At 45.0% G+C, this 21,977-nt stretch carries 21 protein-coding genes, 1 tRNA gene and 1 riboswitch; of the genes, 13 read left to right on the forward strand and 9 right to left on the reverse strand.

Annotated elements, in window-relative coordinates:
- Positions 1-68 precede the first annotated feature (68 nt).
- From uca to NIES1031_RS15790, 3 genes are all read right to left on the reverse strand, one after another.
- Complete coding sequence (gene uca, locus NIES1031_RS15780; protein WP_073550482.1) at positions 69-3,665, reverse strand: urea carboxylase; 3,597 nt, start codon at positions 3,663-3,665, stop codon at positions 69-71.
- 274 nt (positions 3,666-3,939) lie between these two features.
- Positions 3,940-4,581: an urea amidolyase associated protein UAAP2 gene (locus tag NIES1031_RS15785; protein ID WP_015188330.1), complete on the reverse strand. Its 642-nt coding sequence runs from the start codon at positions 4,579-4,581 to the stop codon at positions 3,940-3,942.
- Positions 4,582-4,699: 118 nt separating this feature from the next.
- Positions 4,700-5,431 carry an urea amidolyase associated protein UAAP1 gene (locus NIES1031_RS15790; RefSeq protein WP_073550483.1) on the reverse strand — a complete coding sequence of 244 codons (732 nt, stop codon included), beginning with the start codon at positions 5,429-5,431 and terminating at the stop codon, positions 4,700-4,702.
- A 93-nt stretch (positions 5,432-5,524) separates the two neighbouring features.
- A riboswitch (guanidine-I (ykkC/yxkD leader) is annotated at positions 5,525-5,653 on the reverse strand.
- A gap of 311 nt (positions 5,654-5,964) precedes the next feature.
- Here NIES1031_RS15790 and NIES1031_RS15795 point away from each other — a divergent pair.
- The 5 genes from NIES1031_RS15795 to NIES1031_RS15815 all read left to right on the forward strand — a co-directional run bounded on the left by NIES1031_RS15795 (position 5,965) and on the right by NIES1031_RS15815 (position 10,466).
- Positions 5,965-6,708: a biotin--[acetyl-CoA-carboxylase] ligase gene (locus tag NIES1031_RS15795; RefSeq protein WP_236738863.1), complete on the forward strand. Its 744-nt coding sequence runs from the start codon at positions 5,965-5,967 to the stop codon at positions 6,706-6,708.
- Between the two features lie 42 nt (positions 6,709-6,750).
- Positions 6,751-7,227 carry a Fe-S cluster assembly sulfur transfer protein SufU gene (gene sufU / locus NIES1031_RS15800; protein ID WP_073550485.1) on the forward strand — a complete coding sequence of 159 codons (477 nt, stop codon included), beginning with the start codon at positions 6,751-6,753 and terminating at the stop codon, positions 7,225-7,227.
- Between the two features lie 236 nt (positions 7,228-7,463).
- Positions 7,464-7,982: a Ycf51 family protein gene (locus NIES1031_RS15805; protein ID WP_073550486.1), complete on the forward strand. Its 519-nt coding sequence runs from the start codon at positions 7,464-7,466 to the stop codon at positions 7,980-7,982.
- A 22-nt stretch (positions 7,983-8,004) separates the two neighbouring features.
- Positions 8,005-9,210, forward strand: a complete 1,206-nt coding sequence (locus tag NIES1031_RS15810; protein WP_073550487.1) for an iron-containing alcohol dehydrogenase family protein — start codon at positions 8,005-8,007, stop codon at positions 9,208-9,210.
- Entirely contained in the window at positions 9,207-10,466 is a 1,260-nt protein-coding gene (locus NIES1031_RS15815) for an aspartate aminotransferase (RefSeq protein WP_073550488.1), read from the forward strand. The genes NIES1031_RS15810 and NIES1031_RS15815 overlap by 4 nt, the downstream gene beginning before the upstream one ends.
- Before the next feature lie 55 nt (positions 10,467-10,521).
- On the opposite strand, the gene NIES1031_RS15820 is transcribed toward NIES1031_RS15815, so the two are convergent.
- A complete protein-coding gene (locus NIES1031_RS15820; protein ID WP_073550489.1) occupies positions 10,522-11,451 on the reverse strand; it encodes a serine hydrolase in 930 nt (309 codons plus the stop codon).
- Positions 11,452-11,615: 164 nt separating this feature from the next.
- Between NIES1031_RS15820 and NIES1031_RS15825 the strand changes: the two genes are divergently transcribed.
- The 3 genes from NIES1031_RS15825 (at position 11,616) to NIES1031_RS15835 (ending at position 14,757) form a co-directional block, all read left to right on the forward strand.
- Positions 11,616-12,377 carry a C40 family peptidase gene (locus tag NIES1031_RS15825; RefSeq protein WP_236738872.1) on the forward strand — a complete coding sequence of 254 codons (762 nt, stop codon included), beginning with the start codon at positions 11,616-11,618 and terminating at the stop codon, positions 12,375-12,377.
- A 35-nt stretch (positions 12,378-12,412) separates the two neighbouring features.
- The gene (locus tag NIES1031_RS15830; protein ID WP_073550490.1) at positions 12,413-13,420 is read left to right on the forward strand and encodes a glycosyltransferase family 2 protein; all 1,008 of its coding nucleotides are present in this window, start codon (positions 12,413-12,415) and stop codon (positions 13,418-13,420) included.
- Positions 13,421-13,533: 113 nt separating this feature from the next.
- Positions 13,534-14,757 (forward strand): MFS transporter, encoded by a 1,224-nt coding sequence (locus NIES1031_RS15835; protein WP_073550491.1) that lies wholly within the window; start codon positions 13,534-13,536, stop codon positions 14,755-14,757.
- Between the two features lie 6 nt (positions 14,758-14,763).
- Here NIES1031_RS15835 and NIES1031_RS15840 read toward each other — a convergent pair.
- Positions 14,764-14,837, reverse strand: a tRNA-Arg gene (locus NIES1031_RS15840).
- Between the two features lie 39 nt (positions 14,838-14,876).
- Between NIES1031_RS15840 and moaC the strand changes: the two genes are divergently transcribed.
- A complete protein-coding gene (gene moaC, locus NIES1031_RS15845) occupies positions 14,877-15,377 on the forward strand; it encodes a cyclic pyranopterin monophosphate synthase MoaC (protein ID WP_073550492.1) in 501 nt (166 codons plus the stop codon).
- A 55-nt stretch (positions 15,378-15,432) separates the two neighbouring features.
- A complete protein-coding gene (locus NIES1031_RS15850; RefSeq protein ID WP_073550493.1) occupies positions 15,433-16,395 on the forward strand; it encodes an arsenic resistance protein in 963 nt (320 codons plus the stop codon).
- A gap of 4 nt (positions 16,396-16,399) precedes the next feature.
- Here the strand turns inward: NIES1031_RS15850 and NIES1031_RS15855 are convergent, their stop codons facing one another.
- From NIES1031_RS15855 to NIES1031_RS15865, 3 genes are all read right to left on the reverse strand, one after another.
- A complete protein-coding gene (locus NIES1031_RS15855; protein ID WP_073550494.1) occupies positions 16,400-17,149 on the reverse strand; it encodes a glucose 1-dehydrogenase in 750 nt (249 codons plus the stop codon).
- A 101-nt stretch (positions 17,150-17,250) separates the two neighbouring features.
- Entirely contained in the window at positions 17,251-17,703 is a 453-nt protein-coding gene (locus NIES1031_RS15860) for a DUF29 domain-containing protein (RefSeq protein WP_073550495.1), read from the reverse strand.
- A 22-nt stretch (positions 17,704-17,725) separates the two neighbouring features.
- Positions 17,726-18,595, reverse strand: a complete 870-nt coding sequence (locus NIES1031_RS15865) for an AraC family transcriptional regulator (RefSeq protein ID WP_073550496.1) — start codon at positions 18,593-18,595, stop codon at positions 17,726-17,728.
- A gap of 299 nt (positions 18,596-18,894) precedes the next feature.
- Between NIES1031_RS15865 and NIES1031_RS15870 the strand changes: the two genes are divergently transcribed.
- The 3 genes from NIES1031_RS15870 to NIES1031_RS15880 all read left to right on the forward strand — a co-directional run bounded on the left by NIES1031_RS15870 (position 18,895) and on the right by NIES1031_RS15880 (position 20,356).
- Complete coding sequence (locus tag NIES1031_RS15870; protein ID WP_073550497.1) at positions 18,895-19,584, forward strand: hypothetical protein; 690 nt, start codon at positions 18,895-18,897, stop codon at positions 19,582-19,584.
- A gap of 134 nt (positions 19,585-19,718) precedes the next feature.
- Positions 19,719-19,979, forward strand: a complete 261-nt coding sequence (locus NIES1031_RS15875; protein WP_073550498.1) for a 2TM domain-containing protein — start codon at positions 19,719-19,721, stop codon at positions 19,977-19,979.
- A 68-nt stretch (positions 19,980-20,047) separates the two neighbouring features.
- The gene (locus NIES1031_RS15880; RefSeq protein WP_073550499.1) at positions 20,048-20,356 is read left to right on the forward strand and encodes a DUF3181 family protein; all 309 of its coding nucleotides are present in this window, start codon (positions 20,048-20,050) and stop codon (positions 20,354-20,356) included.
- Positions 20,357-20,358: 2 nt separating this feature from the next.
- Here NIES1031_RS15880 and murJ read toward each other — a convergent pair whose 3' ends face one another.
- Entirely contained in the window at positions 20,359-21,951 is a 1,593-nt protein-coding gene (gene murJ / locus NIES1031_RS15885) for a murein biosynthesis integral membrane protein MurJ (RefSeq protein WP_073550500.1), read from the reverse strand.
- Positions 21,952-21,977 lie beyond the last annotated feature (26 nt).

Genomic DNA, 21,977 nt, shown 5'->3' on the forward strand with positions numbered 1-21,977 from the left:
ATAGAGTTTTGGGTCACCTTATCTGCTGACCTGACTAACTCCTGACTAACTATAGAAGTAAGGGAATCTCAATCAAGTTGGATTGCTGCCAAAATTTGTCCAACTGTGACTGTTTGTCCTGGTTGACAGAATACGTCGGTAATTGTACCGCTACTATCTGCAAGCACCGCAATTTCCATTTTCATTGCTTCTAAGATAACGAGGCGATCGCCAGACGCAACGCGATCGCCAACTTTAACAAGTACTTGCCAGACATTTGCCGAAACGTGTGCAACGATCGCTTCCAAATCGTCAGGAAGCACGATTTCTGGGGTAGGTGACTCGTCGGATTGTTGGAGACTTTCTTGACGGGTGAATTCTCCCGCCGCAACCCAGCGATCGCGTTCCGCAGCAAATGCCGCCTGTTGTTTAGCTTTAAAAGCAGCAATACTCGACGCATTCGCCTGCAAAAACTCGCAATACTGCCTGAGACTAAAAGTTTCTTCCTCAATCTTCAGCTTCACCTTACCCTGAATCACATCTTCGCGGTAGCGCAGCAATTCTGCTGGCGACACGGGGAAAAAGCGAATTTGGTCGAAAAAGCGCAGCAGCCAAGGTTGCGAAAAATCCTCAGTTTGTTTGTAGCGATTCCACACAGGAACAGTGCGCCCCACAAACTGATAGCCGCCTGGACCTTCCATACCATAAATACACATATACGCACCGCCAATCCCGACTGCATTTTCCGGCGTCCAAGTGCGTGCAGGATTATATTTAGTTGTTACTAGACGATGACGCGGATCAAGCGGTGTGGCAACCGGTGCGCCCAAGTAGACATCTCCCAAACCCATCACTAAGTAGCTGGCGTTGAAGACAATTTCGCGTACTTGCTCAATGCTTTCTAACCCATTAATTCGGCGAATGAATTCAATATTACTCGGACACCAAGGCGCATCCGCACGTACTGACTGCATATATTTCTGAATCGCAAGTTGCGTCGATTCGTCATCCCACGAAAGTGGCAGATGTACCACCCGCGTTGAAACTTCCATATCATCAACTGGTGGGAGTTGCGACTCTGCAATAGCAAGCACATCGAGCAGTTCTTGAACGGGGAGAACTCGGCTATCGTAATGCACTTGTAGCGAGCGAATTCCTGGAGTGAGATCGATTATTCCCTCTAAGTAATTTGCTGTGAGCCACTCCATCAGCGCGTGTACTCGAAAGCGCAGATTGAGATCGAGGACGAGTGGACCATATTCGATGAGTAAATATTTATCACCCGCTTGGCGATAGGTGACAGCGATTTGCGTTGGTGACGGAGGAATCTCGTCTAAAATCGGTGAAAGCGAATTGGTGACATCAGTTAATTGGGTTGGCGTTGCGGCGATCGCCAATGTGGCAATTTGACGATCTTGCTCTAATTCGCGCTGTCGCGCCTCAGCCGCAGTTAGACGATAAAAGCGCACCGTGTCTCCTGGTTTGAGTTGTCCAATTTTCCAAAGTTCCGATTGGACGATCGTTGCTGGACAAACAAATCCACCCAGACTCGGACCATCGTGTGCCAAGATAATCGGCATATCACCTGTAAAATCAATCGTGCCGATCGCATAAGCGTTGTCGTGAATATTCGATGGATGCAACCCCGCCTCACCACCGTCAGTCCGCGCCCAACGCGGTTTAGGACCAATCAGACGAATTCCTGTGCGCGCCGAGTTGTGATGAATTGTCCACCGAGTGGCAAAAAACATTTCAATGTCTTCTGCGGTGAAGAAATCGGGCGCGCCGTGCGGACCATAAAGAACGCCAATTTCCCACGCATTTGTATATTCAGGAATTAATTCACTGGGTAACGATGCGATCGCGTTAGGTTTCCCTTGTTCTAATCGCAAAACATCTCCCGCACGCAGTGTGCGTCCCGCGTGTCCGCCGAATTGACCTAGAGTAAACGTTGCTTTGCTGCCCAAGTATTCGGGTACATCAAATCCGTGTTGAACCGCAACATAAGTGCGATAGCCATGTCCCTGAATTGTTTTCAATTTCAGTGTACTGCCTGCACTCACAGAAATCGCGGTCCAAAATGGTACGGGTTCGCCATCCAGCGTGGCTTTCATCGTTGCACCCGTTAAGCAAATAACAGTATCGCAATGGAAGCGCAACGTTGGACCCATAACGGTACATTCCAACCCAGGTGCTGATTCAGCATTGCCCAAAATTCGGTTTCCTAACCGAAATGCTAGATGATCCAGTGGTCCTGATGGCGGTACGCCAATGTTCCAATAGCCAATGCGTCCTGGGTAATCTTGAATCGTTGTGTAAGTGCCACCATCTAGAACATCAATCGTGCGCGGCTGATATGAAAATGTGTTGAGATAGCGCGTGCTAACACTTCCCTCCATAAACGCCGGACTCGCAATGACCTGGCGTAAATAGTCGAGATTCGTTTCTATTCCCGCGATTTCTGATTCATTCAGCACCGTTTGCAGTTGAGCGATCGCACCTGCGCGGTCTTCTTCATGAATAATAAGTTTTGCAAGCAGCGGGTCGTAAAACGGCGTGACTTCGGTTCCGGTTTCAATCCAAGCGTCACAGCGGAGGTTTTGGGGAAAGCGAACCGCGCTCAGTAACCCCGAACTCGGCTGAAAATTCTTGTGCGGATCTTCGGCATAAATTCGGACTTGAATCGAATGACCTTGAGGTTGATAAGTATAATTTTCTAAAAACGTCGCATCACCTGCGGCAAGTCGCACCATCCACTCTACTAAGTCAATTCCGCTCACCATTTCGGTGACACCGTGTTCTACCTGTAGGCGCGTGTTTACTTCCAGAAAGTAAAATTGTTGCGTTGCAACATCGAAGACAAATTCAACAGTTCCCGCCGATTGATAATTCACAGCTTGTCCCAAGCGCACCGCACAGTCATACAATTGCTGCCGTAGCGCGTCACTGATTCCTGGGGCTGGAGTTTCTTCAATGACTTTCTGATTGCGACGCTGCGTCGAACAGTCGCGTTCTCCAAGGGCAATCACTCGACCACAACCATCACCAAAGATTTGCACTTCGATATGGCGTGCGGTTTGAATGTATTTTTCTAAAAAGACACCGCTTTGCTTAAAGTTTGCTTGGCTCAAGCGCTGCACTTTCTCAAAAGCATCTGCTAATTCGGTATCATTAGCACACACTTGCATTCCAATTCCCCCACCACCTGCGGTACTTTTGAGCATTACCGGATAGGCGATCGCGGCGGCGGCGTGTTGTGCGTCTGTTAGACTCTCTAATAACCCAGTTCCTGGCACTAACGGTACTTGATTTTGTTCGGCTAACTCGCGCGCCGTATGCTTTAATCCAAAGCAGCGAATCTGTTCGGGCGTCGGACCAATAAAGACAATTCCGGCGGCGATGCACGCTTGGGCAAATTCGATGTTCTCACTCAAAAAGCCATAGCCTGGGTGAATTGCCTGCGCGCCAGTTTGTTCTGCGACTTCGAGAATGCGATCGTACCGAAGATAGCTTTCTGCAACCGGTGCAGCCCCAATACACGCCGCTTCAGTTGCCATAGAAACGTGCGGTGCGTGCGCATCTGCTTGTGAATAAACCGCAACTGAAGCAATCCCTAAGCGATCAAGTGTCCGAATTACGCGACAAGCAATTTCACCGCGATTGGCAATCAAAACTTTATTGAACATGAACATTCCACTAACCGCTGAATGAGTGCCAAAAACCACATTTAACAAAATTAGGGAGCAGGGTATTTCCCACTCCCTACGCTATTAACTAGCCTTCTAAATCCACGCTATTTGCTTCAACGGGGGATACGCCCGCACCGCAGTGGTTCTCCATTTGTGGGGACTTTGAGGAGTCTAGAAGCTCCTCAATATTGGGGGGTTGGGGGCAAATTCAGAATTTTGAGGTTGATACTGATACAACTGTAGCTCGCTATGAATCTAACTTACGATTCGCTTACGCTGCGTCCCACACAATCAATCGAATCGGTGTTGGATTATAAGCATTACAAGGATTATTAATTTGCGGACAGTTAGAAATTAACACCATCACATCCATTTCCGCACGCAGATCGACTCTTTTGCCTGCTTCCGAAATGCCGTCAACGATTTCTAGTGTACCGTCTTCACTCACGGGAACGTTCATGTAGAAATTTACATTGCTCACCAAGTCGCGTTTGTTCATTTCATACTTACTGAGTTCTAGCAAGTAATTTTCGACACAGGCATGAAGATGCTTCTTGTGCAACCCATAACGCACCGAGTTGCTTTCCATGCTGCATGCACCACCCAGCGTATCGTGCTTGCCACAATCATCATAGATGACAGTCATCATCACGTTTCCTTCGTTGGAAATGAGTTGTGTGCCGGTAGTGATGAAAATATTACCTTGGCGAACAACTGTGTCGGGTGCGCTGTATCGCTCGGAAGGGTCATGCGCATTGTAAAATAGCGTATCAACCGCTTGATTTGCTTGTAGGTCAATAATGCGCAAAATTTGCCCTTTTTTGATCACCCGCGACCAAGGTTGACGCGCAGGCAAGACCTCATCATAAATCGCTGTGGATGGATCTAGTTCGGTTGGTAGTGTGGCAACCATTGTTTTTCTCCTCTAAAAAGCTGTGAACTATCCTGATATCGCAATAGTCAATTAGGACACGATGGAAGATCAATTTTAATTCTGACCTCTGATTCCTGACTCCTGACCTCTGCTATAACTACATCTGAGCGAACAGCGCATCAGTGTTGATAAAACCGCGAATCGCTTCTTCGTTCGCAGTGCGACATAAATCGTCGGGTGCCGGCGCAGGCGATCGCCAAACTGTCAGCTGAATCGGCTTGGGCTTGTAAACAGTATCAGGATGCAACACGTGCGGACAGTTAGAAATGACAACTAACACATTCATCTCCGCCCGCAGGTCAACAAAACTACCAGGTTTCTCACAGCCGGTGATGTATTCTAGATCGCCGTTGGGATGCACTGCTACACGACTGAATAGATTAATATTGGGCATCAGATCTTTGCGCGTTAAGCCACGTTTACCCAATGCTTTGAGGAAGTTGTTCCGCGAGTTGTTGTAATCGCTTTCGCCGTATTTTGCCGCGTTGCTAGCAGCATTGCTACATCCGCAGATCAAATCGTGATATCCAGAGGTATCTTCTGTAATGGAAAACAGAATCCGTCCCATGTCAGAGTAGATCACCATGCCCTTTTTCAAAAAGGCATTGAACTGAATTTTGGCAGTATCAGCAACATTCAGTCGCTCAATTGGATTGTCCGCGTTGTAGCAAATGAGCGAAACACCTTGCGAACCTTCCAAGTCAGTCACACGTAGGGTATTTCCCCGCTTGATGACATTATGCCAGTACGCGCCACCAGGCAGTTTTTCATCGAGTAAAATCAGGCTGGGTTCTATCGCTGCTGATGGTAGAACAGATGTTTGCACCATGAAAGTCTCCTGTTACGGTTAGATGAGATGTTAGAAATTTGACATTCTCAAATGGCAAAGCCCAGGAGTCACCAACACTTCAATCCTGTGTGGCTCTCCCGGGCTTTTTTCCCGCCGTGTGACCAACTCGTATCCGGCACTCAGAATCTCAAGCTGGCTGCTTCTCTTGGACCAGCCACTCGGTTGTTAATTTACCGAATCGGAACCCTAGAAGCACATTCCTGTTTAATTACTATTTGAATTTTTGTGTCAAGTATTTTTTACTATAATACTCAATATTGCCAAAAATGCAATCCCCCTCCCAGGGATATAGCATAGATTAGAGTGAAAACAGTGGCAAGGTAATACTTCACCGGCAATGAGAAGAATGATTCTGAGCCTCTATCGTGTTCCAATCATAGAAACTCAGAACCGTTACTCTAACTTTTATCCCTAACCCCTGACCTCTGCTATATTCTGTATACAACGTGCCTTTAGATCCATTTTCGAGCGCTGGCTTTGGTTCAAGTTGTTTACCCTCGTGGTTGCATTGGGTGGAAAGTTGCTCTAGTACAAATACTTGGGCTATGCAAGCAGATAGTTTGCATCACGGGGAAGTTGTGTTCACGCGGCAGCAAACGGCAGGGCGCGGTCAACATGGGCGAACTTGGTATGCCCCCCCTGGGGTATTGACAGCTAGTTTTGTTCTTGATCGTCTACATAGTTCGCAATTACCAGGACTGAGTTTAGCCGCAGGTTTAGCAGTGATTTATGCTGTGGAAGATTTACTTCCTGATTTGTCTTCAAAGCTGTGGCTGAAGTGGTCGAATGATGTATTGATTGAAGAGCGCAAGTTAGCAGGAATTTTGTGTGAAGCTGCGAGTCGCGGATCTCATACTCGTGTCGTTGTTGGCATTGGACTCAACCGCTGTGCTGATTTCACTCAAGCTGGTTTAGATCCTGATTTAGTCAATAGCGCCGTCAGTTTATATCAAGTTTCGGAAAGTGTGCCAGAGGAATTAGCACTGTTAGAAAGATTGCGACACTATTTACTGCAAGTTAGTGACATTTGTCAACGCGATGGAATCGCAGCCTTAATTTCACAGTTGCGCGATCGCGATTTTCTCTATGGTCGTCCCGTGACGATAGAATTGGCAGGCGAGCAATTGTCTGGTCAAGCTGTTGGAATTGATACGAGTGGTCGCTTGTTATTGCAGCTACAAGCAGAAGTTAAGGCTTTGGTGTCAGGACGAGTTGTGTGGTGGAAAGACAAGACGGTCAGTTCGGTTACTGACTGATAGGATCAAAATAACGATCAATAACGTTTTAGTACAGCAATTATGGCATTGAGTAATGTGCGCGATCTGTATCAACAGGTCATTTTAGAACACTATAAAAAACCCCGACACAAAGGTAAAACGCATCCGGTGCATCGCCAGCAACGCGGACATAATCCTTCCTGCGGCGACATGATTGAACTCACCGTACAGCTAAATGATGCAGGTGACACAATTGAAGATGTGAAATTTGAAGGCGAAGGATGTGCGATCGCGATGGCATCAGCCGACTTAATGGCAGATGCATTGCGTGGTAAGCAAGTTACTGAAGCATTATCGATGGTGCAGCGTTTTCAAAAGATGATGAAAGGCGAAGATGAGTTTCCTAAAGAACTCCGCAAACTTAATGTGATGCAAGGCGTATCGCAGTTTCCTGTACGAATTAAATGCGCAAACCTCACCTGGTATACGTTAAAAGCTGCCTTGGAATCAACTCATAATACTGCTAGTGCTGGATTTGTCAGTAACGAAGACACGTAAAATATGATACGTTTGACCTTTAAACATCTTCTTCATCCGCAGGATCTAGCTTACAGCTAATTACCAAGTAGATGGACATAATTAAATATCACACGTGTTGACATCGGGTAATCGGTAATGGGAAGTTGAGCAATATTCTTACCAATTACCAGTTACAATGACCAACCCTTTTTAGGTACGTTGATTTTCACCCACTTAATATAGCTAACTGCCTTGTATTACACTTCATCAATGTCATGCTCACAACAGCTGAATTTTTTCAACTTACGCAATGGGCGGGTATCACGACACTGGTTGTCGCGATCTTAGCGATCGCAGGCTTTATCTTTAAATGGGGCGTTCGGTTTCAATTGGTGGGAGTTACAGGCTTCATGGCGGTACTCACAGGCGGTTTATTTGCGTTGAGTTTAGTTCCAATTGTGCGCACGGTAGTTCCTGGTGCGGTACGGTATTCCGTCGTTTACGACAATGGGGCAACGCAAGCCGTCATTTCGATACCGCCAACAATCACTGAAACAGAATTAGAAGCAACGCTACGGCAAGCAGCTAACGACTTATATTCCTATGGTCGCCTCGGTCGCGAACAAGATCAACTAAATATCCGCGCGCGAACCGTCATTCATCCTAAACTTGGCGTTTCTCAACCGTTGTACTTAGGAGATGTTAGGCGATCGCTGCGTAATCGAGAAGACGAACAAATCCAAATTGAAATTTTTTCTGATAAATTCGCAAAATTACCAAAATCTTCAGCATAATTTTCGGATAAACTAAGCATCGATGAATCAAACGACACAAACTGCTACTAACGTCCTCACGCTTGCTGTTGCCCCCGCACGAGTGTTACGCGGGTCGCAAATTTTGTCGCAATCAGGAGAAGAAATCGCCAAACTCGGCAAGCGTCCGCTCATAGTTGGCGGCGATCGCACGCTGGCTGTCACCTTACCGCTACTGCAACCTGTATTAGAACAGCAGCAATTACAAGCTGCAACGGCTGATTATGGTTGTGATTCGAGTGAAGCAAGTTTAGTAATGCTTAAACAAGCAGTAGCCGCGCATCAAGCCGATTTGATCGTTGGTACAGGAGGTGGTAAAGCCCTCGATACTGCAAAACTACTCGCACATCAATGCAACTTACCTGTTGTGACAATTCCGACATCAGCAGCGACGTGTGCTGCTTGGACAGCACTTTCTAATATTTACACCGATCAAGGCGGCTTTCTCTACGATGTCAGTTTATCGCGGTGTCCCGATTTGGTACTACTCGATTATGACTTGATTCAGACAGCACCCCAGCGTACCTTAGTTGCTGGAATTGGCGATGCGCTAGCAAAGTGGTACGAAGCTTCGGTTAGTAGCGCCGCTTCTGAAGATACTCTAACTATCGCCGCTGTACAACAAGCGCGAGTCTTACGCGATATTCTGTTTCAAAAATCTGTCGCCGCACTGCAAGCACCAGGAAGCGCGGCATGGCGTGAAGTTGTCGATGCAACCATATTACTTGCTGGCGTCATTGGGGGACTTGGTGGCGCACAATGTCGGACTGTCGCCGCCCACGCGGTACATAATGGGTTGACGCATCTACATATTCACGAAGTCGAAGGAAGCCCCGTCGTTGTACGGCGGGGTCTCTCCGACCACAGCATTCATGGTGAAAAAGTTGCCTATGGGATTTTGGTACAACTGCGGCTAGAAGAAATGCTGCAAGGCAATCAACTCGCGGCTACCGCACGGCAACAGCTGCTCAAATTTTATGACGAAATTGGATTGCCAAAAACGTTGAATGATTTGGGTATGGGAAGTATTACAATAGAAGACCTGCAAAGGTGTGTTGAAATAGCCTGCAATCCGCAGTCAGACATTCACCGATTACCCTTTAAAGTTGCACCCGAACAACTTATGGCGGCGATGGTTTCGACAACAGCACCGATGAGTAATTCCCTCAATCCTTCTGTAAGGATGATTCCCGATGAGGTAACTGAATGAGTTTGAATTGGATTCCAGCCGATCGCATCCAAAAATTACCCCCGTATGTGTTTGCCCGCTTAGACGAACTCAAAGCCAAAGCGCGGGAACAAGGGCTGGATTTAATAGATTTGGGAATGGGAAACCCCGATGGTGCGACACCGCAACCTGTCGTAGAAGCCGCGATCGCCGCCTTACAAAACTCAAAAAATCACGGTTATCCTCCCTTTGAAGGAACCGCAAGTTTCCGACGGGCAATTACCGATTGGTATCATCGTCGTTATGCAGTGAAACTCGATCCTGATAGCGAAGCATTACCATTACTCGGTTCCAAAGAAGGATTAGGACATTTAGCGATCGCCTATATTAACCCTGGTGATGTTGTTTTAGTGCCTTCTCCTGCGTATCCCGCACATTTTCGCGCCCCAGTCATCGCGGGTGGTGAAGTTTATAGCTTAAATTTGTCACCCGAAAACGATTGGTTAATTGATTTATCAAAAATTCCCGAAGCTGTTGCCCAAAAAGCCAAAATTTTATACTTCAACTATCCGAGTAACCCTACTGGTGCGACTGCACCCAGAGAATTTTTTACCGAAATTGTCGCCTTCGCGCGCAAATACGAAATTTTATTAGTCCACGATTTATGCTACGCCGAACTTGCCTTTGATGGTTATCAACCCACCAGTTTACTCGAAATTCCTGGTGCGAAAGAAATCGGCGTTGAATTTCATACACTTTCTAAAACCTACAACATGGCAGGCTGGCGCGTTGGCTTTGTTGTCGGAAATCGCCACATCATTCAAGGGTTACGCACGCTCAAAACAAACTTAGACTACGGAATCTTCGCCGCCCTGCAAACTGCCGCCGAAACCGCACTTCAACTCCCCGACGTCTACTTACAAGAAGTCCAACAACGCTATCAACAACGCCGCGATTTCCTGATTAAAGGATTAGCTGAACTCGGCTGGGATATTCCCAAAACCAAAGCCACTATGTACCTATGGGTACCTTGTCCTAAAGACACAACTTCGACAAACTTCGCGCTTGATGTCTTACAGCAAACCGGAGTTGTCGTCACCCCAGGAAACGCCTTTGGCGCTGCGGGTGAAGGCTACGTGCGGATTAGCTTAATAGCAGAATGCGATCGCCTCCAAGAAGTGCTGAATCGCTTCAAACAAGCAGGAATTGGCTATAGCAAAGAGGTCAGGGGACGCGCCGCAGACCTACCGGTTCAGGGAGCAGAGGTCAGGGTAGGATTAGCGAAGGGGTCAGGGTAGGATTAAGTTCTCTCTTAATTTTTATCCTCTGCGTTCTCTGTGCCTCTGTGGTTATTTACAAATCTCCAACCTCTCGCACAACCTGCTGCGAAACGAACGGCAAAAGCTGCTGATTCTGACAGTGCGCCCTACCCTCAACAAACACCACCAAAAGAAAAGGTTGCTGACCAGGAATTTCAATATAAGCCGCATCATTACGCACCTGAGATGTCCACCCCGCTTTAGACCACAACTGTGCATTATCCGGCAAACCTGCACCCAAAAAACCCGTCACTTGATTTTCTTCCACATCCGTCGCTAAGTTCAAATCGCGTTGCAGTAAACTCATCATCGCCTGCGATCGCTCACTCGATACCGCCACACCCCCAACAATACTGTGCAACAACCGCGCCGTCGCATTCGTTGTCAGCATATTGCGATTTTGCATCATCTCGCCTAAGTACATTCGTTCGCGCCCATAGGGACCTTCACACCAAGTTTTTTGATTGACATTAATCTTTTCGATTTCTTCCCAGCCCAACGACTGAAAGTAGCGGTTAACGATATTACGCTGCGATTTCCACGTCTCAAATGGTCCTGGTGGCAATTCGGGACCGCTTGTCGTTCCACTCAAAACATCGACAACTAAACTTGTGGCATCGTTACTCGAGTCGACCATCATATCGCGGATTGCGCGCTCTAATTCACCCGACGTCTGCACCAGACCATTTTCTAACCATTCGTGGATAGCGACGAGATAGAATAACTTGACGACGCTTGCTGGATAAATTCGTTCATCACCACGATAACTGAATCCTCGTACTTGGTAATTCCAAAAGGCATTAGGACTTAAAGCCCCGCCAGTGTTTACCGGAACCGGAGAGTCGTAGACAATCCATGTCAAAGCCAAAGAATCTTGAGGCAATTGCGGAAATTTTGCCCAGGTTGCTTGTAGAATGCGATCGCCTTGGTTTTTAAGTTGTTCGTCTTGTAAGAAGAAAGTCATAGGTTAAAGGGGCAAGGCAATGGCTTGCCCGTACAATGTCATCAATAAGGCAAGGCATTGCCCGTACAATGTCATCAATAAGGATAATGTCCTAATTATATTGATTGATGGTGAATTAAATTATTAGATTATAGGAATTGGGTCAGAAAGCAACAAAAATGACAATGACCGTAAAAGAGTTACAAATAATTGAATATGTGTGTCAAACGCATTTGAATATTTATGATTCTCCTAAATGCGATCGCTTGGCAACGCAGGCAGCTAAAGGGCGAAATTTACGGGTAGTGTCGCAAGAAGATGCAGCGATCGCGGTGTGTTTGTGTGAAGACGATTATCCTGGCTGGCTGTTGCGCTCAGATGTTGGGAAATTGCAAGTTGCAACGCAGGCGTATCAAGCTCAGCTTGTGGCAGAAGCAGAAATTAGAACGTTCATACCGCAAGTCATTGCGTTTACTCAGGCGGCGATGCAGCAGCCAAATTATTACCTTTGGGGTGGTAGTGTAGGACCTAATTACGATTGTTCGGGTTTGATACAGGCGGCGTTTGCTTCTGTTGGGGTGTGGTTGCCTAGGGATGCGTATCAGCAAGAGGCGTTTGCACTAGCAATTACGGTAGAGGAAATGATACCAGGAGATTTGGTGTTTTTTGGGGTTGAGAAGGCGACTCATGTCGGGCTTTTTTTAGGAGATGGTTGTTATATTCATAGTTCTGGCGAGAAAATGGGGCGCAATGGCATTGGGATTGATCGGTTATCGGAACAAGGGGATGCGGTGAGTCGGTCGTATTATCAGCAGCTAAGGGGTGCGGGAAGAGTTGTTGAGAGTTATACAGGAGCCAGGGGAGCCAGTAGTGCAGTGCGGGAGGTCGGTTGCGTGCGGAGGTGTCCTCCGTTGAGCAAACCGACCGTGAGGTTCCCTCTGTTGTAGCAACTGGCGTGAGCAGAGGAGTAGGCAATAGAACAATGAAAAGTATTGTTGTGGCGGGGAATGTGGAGCAAAATGGGTTTTCAGTGGATTACCCTGATGTTTCAGTGGTGGTGCCGGTTTATAACGAGGTGGAAAGTCTTCCGCATTTGATTGAGGCGATCGCTGCGAGTTTGCAGCAGTCGCAGTACAGTTATGAAATTATTTGTGTCGATGATGGTTCGCATGATGGTTCGGCGGAGTGGTTGAAGCAGCAAGCTTTACTTCGTCCTGATTTGCGATCAGTGTTGTTGCGGCGCAATTATGGACAAACGGCGGCGATGGCGGCGGGATTTAATTATGCTGCGGGTCGGGCGATCGTGACTTTGGATGGTGACTTGCAAAACGATCCGGCGGATATCCCGCTGCTACTTGCTAAGTTGGAGGAAGGTTATGACTTGGTGAGTGGTTGGCGTCACAAACGGCAGGATGCGGCTTTGACACGGTTGTTGCCTTCTAAGATTGCGAATTGGTTGATTGGGCGGGTGACTGGGGTGCAGTTGCATGACTATGGTTGTTCGCTCAAGGCATATAATGCGGAACTTGTCAAGGACATGCATTTATATGGCGAGTTACACCGCTTTCTTCCGGCGTTGGCTTTTATTGAGGGGGCGCGAATTACGGAATTACGAGTACGTCACCATGCGCGGCGGTTCGGTAAGAGTAAGTATGGCTTGTGGCGTACATTTCGTGTATTGATGGATTTGTTAACGATCTGGTTTATGAAAACGTTCCTGACGCGCCCGATGCACGTGTTTGGTTTGTTTGGGCTGGCTTCAATGCTATTGGGAACCGTGATCGGTTTGTACTTAACGTTTTTGAAGTTGGGTTTGGGGCAGAGTATTGGCAATCGTCCGCTGTTGATTTTAGCGGTTGTGTTATTTATCGCTGGGGTGCAACTTTTTTGTTTTGGGTTGTTGGCAGAGTTGTTGATGCGTACTTACCACGAATCGCAAGGACGACCTATCTATCGTGTGCGAGAGGTTTTGGGAAAAAATATTAAGTAAAGTAACAATGGTATGTGGGTAATGGGTAATGGGAAATTGTTGATAACTTTGCCAATGACCAATTACCAGTTACCAGTTTTACCTACTTAATAACGTTACCCATTAGCTGAACTTTGAACGTTTTTCAGACGCTTGATCCTCAACCGCGCCGTAACTTGCAAATTCTCTTTGTTGCGGGTTTATTGTTTTGGTCGAGTTTGGCTTCGTTGTTGCCAACGTTACCACTTTATATCAGCGATATTGGTGGGACACCGCAGCAGATTGGCATTGTCATGGGAAGTTTTGCGATTGGGCTGTTAACTATGCGCCCCTGGTTGGCACAATTGGCAGACTTGCGCAGTCGCAAATTGGTGTTAATTATGGCGCTAAGTGCGGTTGCTTTAGCCCCGTTGGGTTACTTGATGGTGAAATCCTTATGGTTATTGACGATTATTCGGGCGTTTCACGGAATTAGTATTGCAGCTTATTCGAGTGGTTATACAACTTTAGTCGCGGATATCGCCCCAGCCAAAAGTCGCGGCGAAATTATCGGTTACATGAGTTTGGTAAATCCGATAGGTATGGCGTTGGGACCTGCTTTAGGTGGTTATTTACAAGCGAGTATCGGTTACACGGCTTTATTTTTGTTATCGGCTGGCTTGGGAATATTGGGGATATTATTTGCATCTCAAGTTTCTAACCCAGTCGCTGATTTACACAAACTTCAAGCAACAGATAACCGCTTTTGGCAACTCTTGTGTAGTCCGCGAATTCGGACTTTGGCGCTGGTGTTGCTGTTAGTTGGGCTAGCATTTGGCACTTTGAGTACGTTTGTGCCTTTGTACATTAAATCTGTAGGTGCCGATTTTAATGTCGGTTTATTTTACACCGCAGCGGCGATCGCCAGTTTTATCATCCGCATTCCGACAGGCAGGGCAAGTGATCGCTACGGACGTGGTTTGTTTGTTACGATTAGCTTAATTTTTTACACCGTATCAATGTCGCTGTTGTGGCTAGCCAACGGCGCTACTGTGTTTTTAATCGCTGGCTTTGTGGAAGGATTGGGGGCTGGTATCTTAATTCCGATGGTGGCTACCGTAGTCGCTGATCGCACGTTACCACAAGAACGCGGACGAATGTTTGGTTTGTGTATGGTGGGGTTTGATGTCGGAATTGCGATCGCAGGGCCTGTTTTGGGGGCGATCGCGCAGCAAGTTGGTTATCGTCATCTTTTTGGCTTGGCGGCTAGCTTGACGGCGCTGGCGATCGTCGTTTTCCTCACGCAATCAAGTAAAGACATCCCACATTCCCTACGCTTTGCACTCGGTAAAGGTAGAGATGTTTATGCATTAAGGTAAATAAAACGGGCGAGGAGGGATTCGAACCCCCGACACCGTGGTCCGTAGCCACGTGCTCTAGTCCACTGAGCTACACGCCCTAACTCTTGCGAGTATCTATACTATCACGAAAAAGTGAAATGACACAAATTTCGCAAAATTCCTCTAACTTGACGCATTTGGATAACCAGGGACAAGCCCAAATGGTTGATGTTTCGCACAAAACGGCGACTGTGCGCGAAGCTGTTGCGGCGGCGAGTGTGCGAATGTTGAGCGAAACTTTTGCCACAATTCAAGCAGGAAATGCCCCTAAAGGTGATGTTTTGGGGACTGCAAGACTTGCGGGAATTATGGCGGCTAAACAGACATCAAATTTAATTCCGTTATGTCACCCTTTACCGTTACACAAAGTCAAAGTACAGATTGAGCCAGATTCACACTTACCTGGTTATCAAATTACTGCGTTAGTTAAAACTAAAGCGGAAACGGGTGTAGAAATGGAAGCGTTAACAGCGGTGTCTGTTGCAGCATTAACTTTGTACGACATGGCAAAAGCTTTAGAAAAGTCGATTTCGATTGAAGCAATTCGCTTAGTGAGTAAATCCGGTGGTAAGTCTGGAGATTATCATCAAGCTGAGTAGCGTGAATACAAATATATTTGTACAAAAATCCGTTTTTTAGCTTGAGTAAGGCAAAATGACGTTGTTCGATAAAGTCCAACCGTTTTTAGTACTGCTATCGATTTTAATCGGGCTAGTACTAGCTCAGGCAGTATGGTTTAGTGATGTAGCCTCAACAATCATTGTACCGCTGCTGGGAATCATGTTGTACGCAACGTTTTTGCCACTGCCTTTGCAACGATTCGGACGAGTGTTGCGCAACTTTAAGGTGACACTTGCAAGCTTACTCGTTAACTTTCTCTGGACACCTCTTTTTGCTTGGGGGTTGGGTGCTGTGTTTCTGCAAGGTAGCCCTGATTTACGAGTTGGGTTACTGATGCTAATGGTTACTCCTTGTACAGATTGGTATATTGTTTTTACGGGAGTTGCAGGCGGAGATGTCGCTTTGGCAACTGCTTTATTACCATTAAACTTGATATTGCAAATCCTGCTACTTCCAGCTTATCTATTCGTTTTTGCAGAAACGTTGGTTGAGTTAAACCCTATCGACCTTTTAGAAAGTATGGTTTGGGTATTACTTATTCCTTTATTTTTAGCCATTATTTCGCGACAATTTGTTTTCTGGTGGAAAGGCAATATTTGGTTTGAGCAAACAATTGCAAAAATTACAGTAGTGCAAGTTATTAGCCTTAATCTAGCGATTGTTGCTATTTTTGCATCTGAGGGAGGTACACTTTTACAGCGCCCAGAATTACTATTTTTGCTTTTTGTGCCTGTTTCTTTGTTTTTTGTGACAAATTTTCTGCTGGCGCAATGGGTTGGACGTTGCTTGCGTTTTTCCTATGAAGAGTTAGCTTGTTTTAGCTGCACTACTTTAGCTCGTAACTCTCCGTTGTCTTTGGCGATCGCTGTTTCTACATTTCCCCATCGACCTTTAATTGCTCTAACATTAGTCATTGGTCCATTAATTGAGTTACCCATCATGGTTTTCATTTCTCAATTACTGTTGCGAATTCGACGACGAGGACAATGGAAATGATACCTTATTGCACTGCTGTATATCCACCGTCAATAACAAGGTTGTGTCCAGTAATAAATGAGGCTGCATCAGAACATAACCAAACTGCTGCTTGTGCAATATCGTTAGGTTCGCCAATTCGTTGTAGTGGAATGCCAGATGCTACTTGTTCAAGCATGCTTGGCGGTGCTTCTGCCCATAAATCTGTTTTTACAGCACCAGGACTTATCGTATTAATACGAATCTTTTGTTCAGCATATTCTGCTGCGGCTGCACGCGAGAGCGATATTACACCACCTTTAGCGGCTCCGTATGCAGAGTAGTTAGCAACACCAACTAGCGCCCCTTGTGAGGAAACATTAACAATCGCTCCAGTTCCTAATTTCATCATTGCAGGAATCTGGTATTTCATACATAGCCAAATTGACTTAAGATTGACAGCTATTTCTGCTTCCCAGTCTTCTTCAGACATTTCAATTAAAGGAATCGCTTTACCGGAACCTGCATTGTTGAAGGCAAAATCAAGGCGAGTGTATGTCTCGATCGTGGTATTAACTAGGGCTTCTACTTTTTGTGCTTGCGTTACATCTGTTTTGACAAAAAGTCCTTCACCACCCGCTTGTTGAATTTGTAGAATTGTATCTTCGCCTTCTAAAGTGCGCCGCGCTGCAACAACTACTTTTGCACCTGCTTTAGCAAAGGCGATCGCTGTTGCTTTACCAATACCAGAACTACCACCTGTCACAATCGCAACTTTTCCATTCATGGAAGACATCGGGTTTCCTCACTGAAATTCATACGATTGTTCTTAATTTACGCAATCGGATATTGAGGTTCATGAGCGATACTTGCGCCGTTTTATCAAAATCTTGCGGTTTACTCTTGCGAATATGGTTCGCCAGGGAAAAAGGAATCGCTCAATATTTCCTCTAAGGTATAAGTACACTCAACCGGAAAAGTTTTGTTAGGTAGATTGGTTTCTCCTACAGCTAGCTCGATGCCTTTTTGATATGCTTTGTGTAATGCTTCTTCAAGGTACGATTTCAGGCTAGGATTTTCCTGTAATATGTCGTTAAGATCCATCCGCTGCACTCGGATTGTACTTAACCAACTACGAATGCGCTTTTGAGGCTGATATTCCCATTTAAGTAAATGTCCGATTAAAATACTCAATCGGTTTCGTAATTCCTGACGTTGTTGTTTTCCCAAACACTCAATTTCCTCAATTAAATTTGGCAAATCAAGTTCGTGCCATTGGCGATCGCGCAGTAACTTCGCTTGTTGTTGAGTCCAGGCATAAAAATCGATATCGTAGAGATTGTTGATCATTGGAGTGGTAATTGGTAATTGGTTATAAACAGTCGCGATATTGTTTTGGTGTAACTCCAGTGAGTTTGCGAAATTGTGCAGTGAAGTGACTTTGGTTATAGAAACCAACACGATAGGCTACTTCTGCAATCGCCAGCCGCGTTACAGATAGCAGAACTTTAGCGCGTTCGATACGTCTTTGTGTTAAATAACGATGGGGTGATTCTCCGGTTGCAGTTTTAAAAGCACGGGCAAAATGAAATTGACTAATATGAACAACAGCCGCCATATCAGCAATTGTGATATTTTCTGCCAATTTTTCTTCAATAAAATCTTTAACTTGCTTGAGTTTGATTGTATCTAGTAGTTTATTTCCTGATTGAGGTTTTACCCACACGCGATTGTAGTTGCGTAGTAGATGGATCATCAACAAATTTCTGAGTGACTCAGTGTAAATTTTTCCAGCTAATCCTTCATTGAAAATTTCTGCTTTGAGTAATTGCGCTATATAAAGAATAGTATTGTCAGGAAAAATGACGCGGTGTTCAATCTCAACAGGAGTGGATACACCATTTTCTACGGCAACTTGATTAAGTAATTGTTGATCAAGTGTGATGTTGATGTATTCACTAATTTGTTCTCGATAGTGCCAAACAAAATCATGTTCACAATAGAGAAACACACTGCCTGGTGGTAAAGCTGTAGTTTGAGTTGAAGCACCATCAACTGACCAAGTGACGCGATTGTGTGGTACAAACGCAACACTAATTGTGTTCTTAGGCATGGCAAAATCAAATTCACCAATCGCATTCATGCAACTATATTCAACGGTGATACCTTCCCATTGTTGAGTCAGCGTTGATAAAGGTGGCAAGTTATGTATACTTGGTAGCGATCGTACATTATTTTTCATAACCAACTACCATAAATCAATAATTTATTAAAATATAGCTTTATTCAAGAAAAGTAGAAGATCGTCATATTCTAGAAAATAACTCCTTGTACCTTAAAGTTCAACTTTATTGCTGATAAAACCCCTTTTCTTTGTGTCCTAAGAAAGCGGGAAGGCTACGCCTATGTGGTTCGTCAAAAAAGATGCTACAAAAAATTATTATCCTCTCACTTTTATCAAAGCTTTAATACTGTTAGCGATCGCGTCCCTTATCTGTAGCTAAAATAATCATAAGACGTGCATCAAGTCCGGCTAGGTAAATGAATAATATCTTCAGTAATAAATCCTATTTTGCTAAGCAAATATTCCTACTAAGCCTTGCAGTAGCTAATATCTCTATTGTTGGTATTGTACCTAGTCGAATAACACAAGCTGCCCAAGAGGTTCCTGTTGTGAGTTCCGCAGCTTTGGGGCAAAATATGGATGTTCCCTGGTCGCGTCCTGTCAGAATTAACGATCCATTTGAAGGAAGTTATTTAGGAGTTTTTGATCGCAACTACTTTTATCGCAGGTTTTTGAATAACAACGTCAGGTTTGAAATATTAAGTCTTTGGAGTCCGAATTCAGTTCGTTTTCTGTTAGCTTCGAGAGAACGTAATTGTGCGTACTCAAGGAGATTCTCATATAACCGCTTGTTAGCACCCCGCATTCTTGCTTATCGAGGTCATAAATACTTATACACAGGATTTCCTTACGCTAGCTTTCCAGTTTCAAGATGTGAGATCGCAAGTAATACTCAAAATGCTGTGAGACTGTTAATCCGAACTGACGAACAAGTTTATCAACTTGATGGTAGAAACAGTGCATTTGCGATTACTCCTGATGTTGCCAATGCTTTAAGAACAACTCCGGTTGAAAATGTCCAGATTAGGTTAGTCACAGAAAGCGGCGAAACTATTGATAGTGAAATTGGGAGGGGAACTGTTGAAGCTTGGAGAAATATCTATTAGTCATACTGTTTTTACATGATTTTCACAGATAAGGTGAGACTTTGTGGCATAATCCTGCTTCAACTAGCTACAAATCGTGAGAAAATCCTAAAATAAGTTAGTATCTCACTCATACACTTACAGATTAACGATATATGCCTCCTCGTTGGCCGCGTAAACCTGATCGCCGCGATCCAGCGTATCGTCGCTTGGACGATCGCATGAATTTTGCAATGCACGTCGCGATTTTTGCTGTAACAAATTCTGGATTGTGGTTCTTCTACAACCTTAAGTCTATTACTTGGACTTGGCTACCTTGGTTAACAGCAAGTTGGTTAGTAGTATTACTGGTGCATTTAATTTATATTTCGGCGATCGCAGATTATTCTGAGTCAAAAACACAAAAGTCTACTTAAAGATAGATGAAAATTTCTGATTAATTAGAAACTGTGGCAGTGAAGTATTACAAATTAAATCAAAAATTATGGCTAACCAAAGTACGACAGAAATCCTCGAAGCGCTAGCATCAGAAATTGGCGAAAATGTCTATATTGATGTTGCTAAATGGCATCTCTACCTTTCTGATGCCAAGTTGCACAAAGTATTAGCAGAAAAGTTTTATCCGCTACTTTCGGCTAATTCTGTTAATGAAGACGAAGTTTTAGACATATTAAAAAATATGTCAATTAAGATTGGTGGAGGGAGAAGAGAAATTCCTTTAATCGATTTATTACCGATGCAATGTCAAGTTAACTTAATTGATATTGTGGAGAAGTATCAAAGTCGATTTTAATATTATCTCACAAAGCGTTGGCGCAGGCGTGAGATTACCAAATCAACTTCAGGTAACTTCATTTGCAAAGCGATCGCCGCAAACACTCCAAGTCCGACTAAACCAGATACAGTAAGTTGCAACAGTTGAACAATTAAACCTTCACTACCGAGTAGGCGTTGAGTAGCCCATAGTGTTGCCCAACTCGCAGTTCCAGCAACAAAACTGCTAGCGGTTAAACCTAATATAGGTATACTCCAATCGCGTAGCGGTAAACCATTAAGCCGACGGTTGAGGATGAAAAGGAACATAATCGTTGAAGCAAAATTTACTCCTACTGTTGCTAATGTAATACCTGGAGCGCCAAAAGGTTTGACTAGGATGTAGTCAAGTCCTGCATTAAGCATAATATTGAGTAAACTAACGCGAAATGGAGTTGTGCCATCACCTAACGCATAAAATACTCTAACAAGGACATCACGCGCTAAGTAGACAAACATACCAATACCATATGCTATGAGTACCGATGCAACTAACTGCGAACCTTCTTGTTCAAAAGCGCCGCGTTCGTAAACTACGCGAACAATGGGAACTGCTAAAGCAACAAATAACGCACCTAATGGCAGCATCGTCACTGCTGTAACAAGTAAGCCTTGACGAATACGCAGCTTGAGATTTACCCAATCTTCCGGTGCGGCTAACTGCGAAAGCATTGGCAGTAAGGGCAACAAAATCACGTTTGAGATAATACCCAAGGGTGTTTGCACAAGTAAACCAGCATAGCTAAATGCTGCTGCTGCACCCGCAATTCCTGAAGCAAAAAATAAATCGGTATAGAGATTAATTTGCATCATTCCTGAAGAAAACGTTGCGGGAGCCATAATATTAATGACTTCGCGGACTCCAGGAAAACGAAAATCAAATCTCAAGCGTAGAGTACCTAGTCCTAACCGCCACTGTGTAATGAGTTGGGCAAGCCATTGTAAAATTGCACCAGCAAGCGTTCCCCAAGCTAAAACTTGTCCGCCTAGTAAAGCGTACCGTGGTAAAACAATATCATCTCCCAGTTGAAAGGCTAAGATTCCCAGTCCAATAATGATTGTGATGCTAGAAAGTACTGGACTAATTGAAAGTAACCAATACTGATTTGCAGTGTTTAACGTACCAAAGCCAATACCTACTAAACCCGCAAGTAATGCCATTGGTGCCATAATTTGCAGTTGCACAGTGGCGATCGCCTGCGTTTGTGAACTCAGTTGCGGACCTAGTAAGCTAATAAAAAAGTCGGCAAAGACGACTAAAATTACAGTAATCAGAATAAGTAAGCCACTCACCAGTGTGGTTGTTGTTTCGACTAACTGCGCAGATTCTTGTTTGCTGCGTTTGGATAAGACACTGACTATGGCACTATGAATTGGTCCATTGACACCACCGAGTAGCACCCAGAAGAAGCTAGGAACAACGTAGGCATAGCTATAAGCATTCGCCACCACACCAACACCAAACGCCGCCGCGATCGCTTGTTGACGCACGAGGGCTACAAGTTTACTTAGCAAAGTTGCAACTGCAACGATTCCAGCAATTCCAGCTAACGAACGAGAAGGTTTTTCAGACACAAAGCATTACTACTATCTCAACCTCA

The sequence above is a fragment of the Chroogloeocystis siderophila 5.2 s.c.1 genome, assembly GCF_001904655.1.
GTDB lineage: Bacteria > Cyanobacteriota > Cyanobacteriia > Cyanobacteriales > Chroococcidiopsidaceae > Chroogloeocystis > Chroogloeocystis siderophila.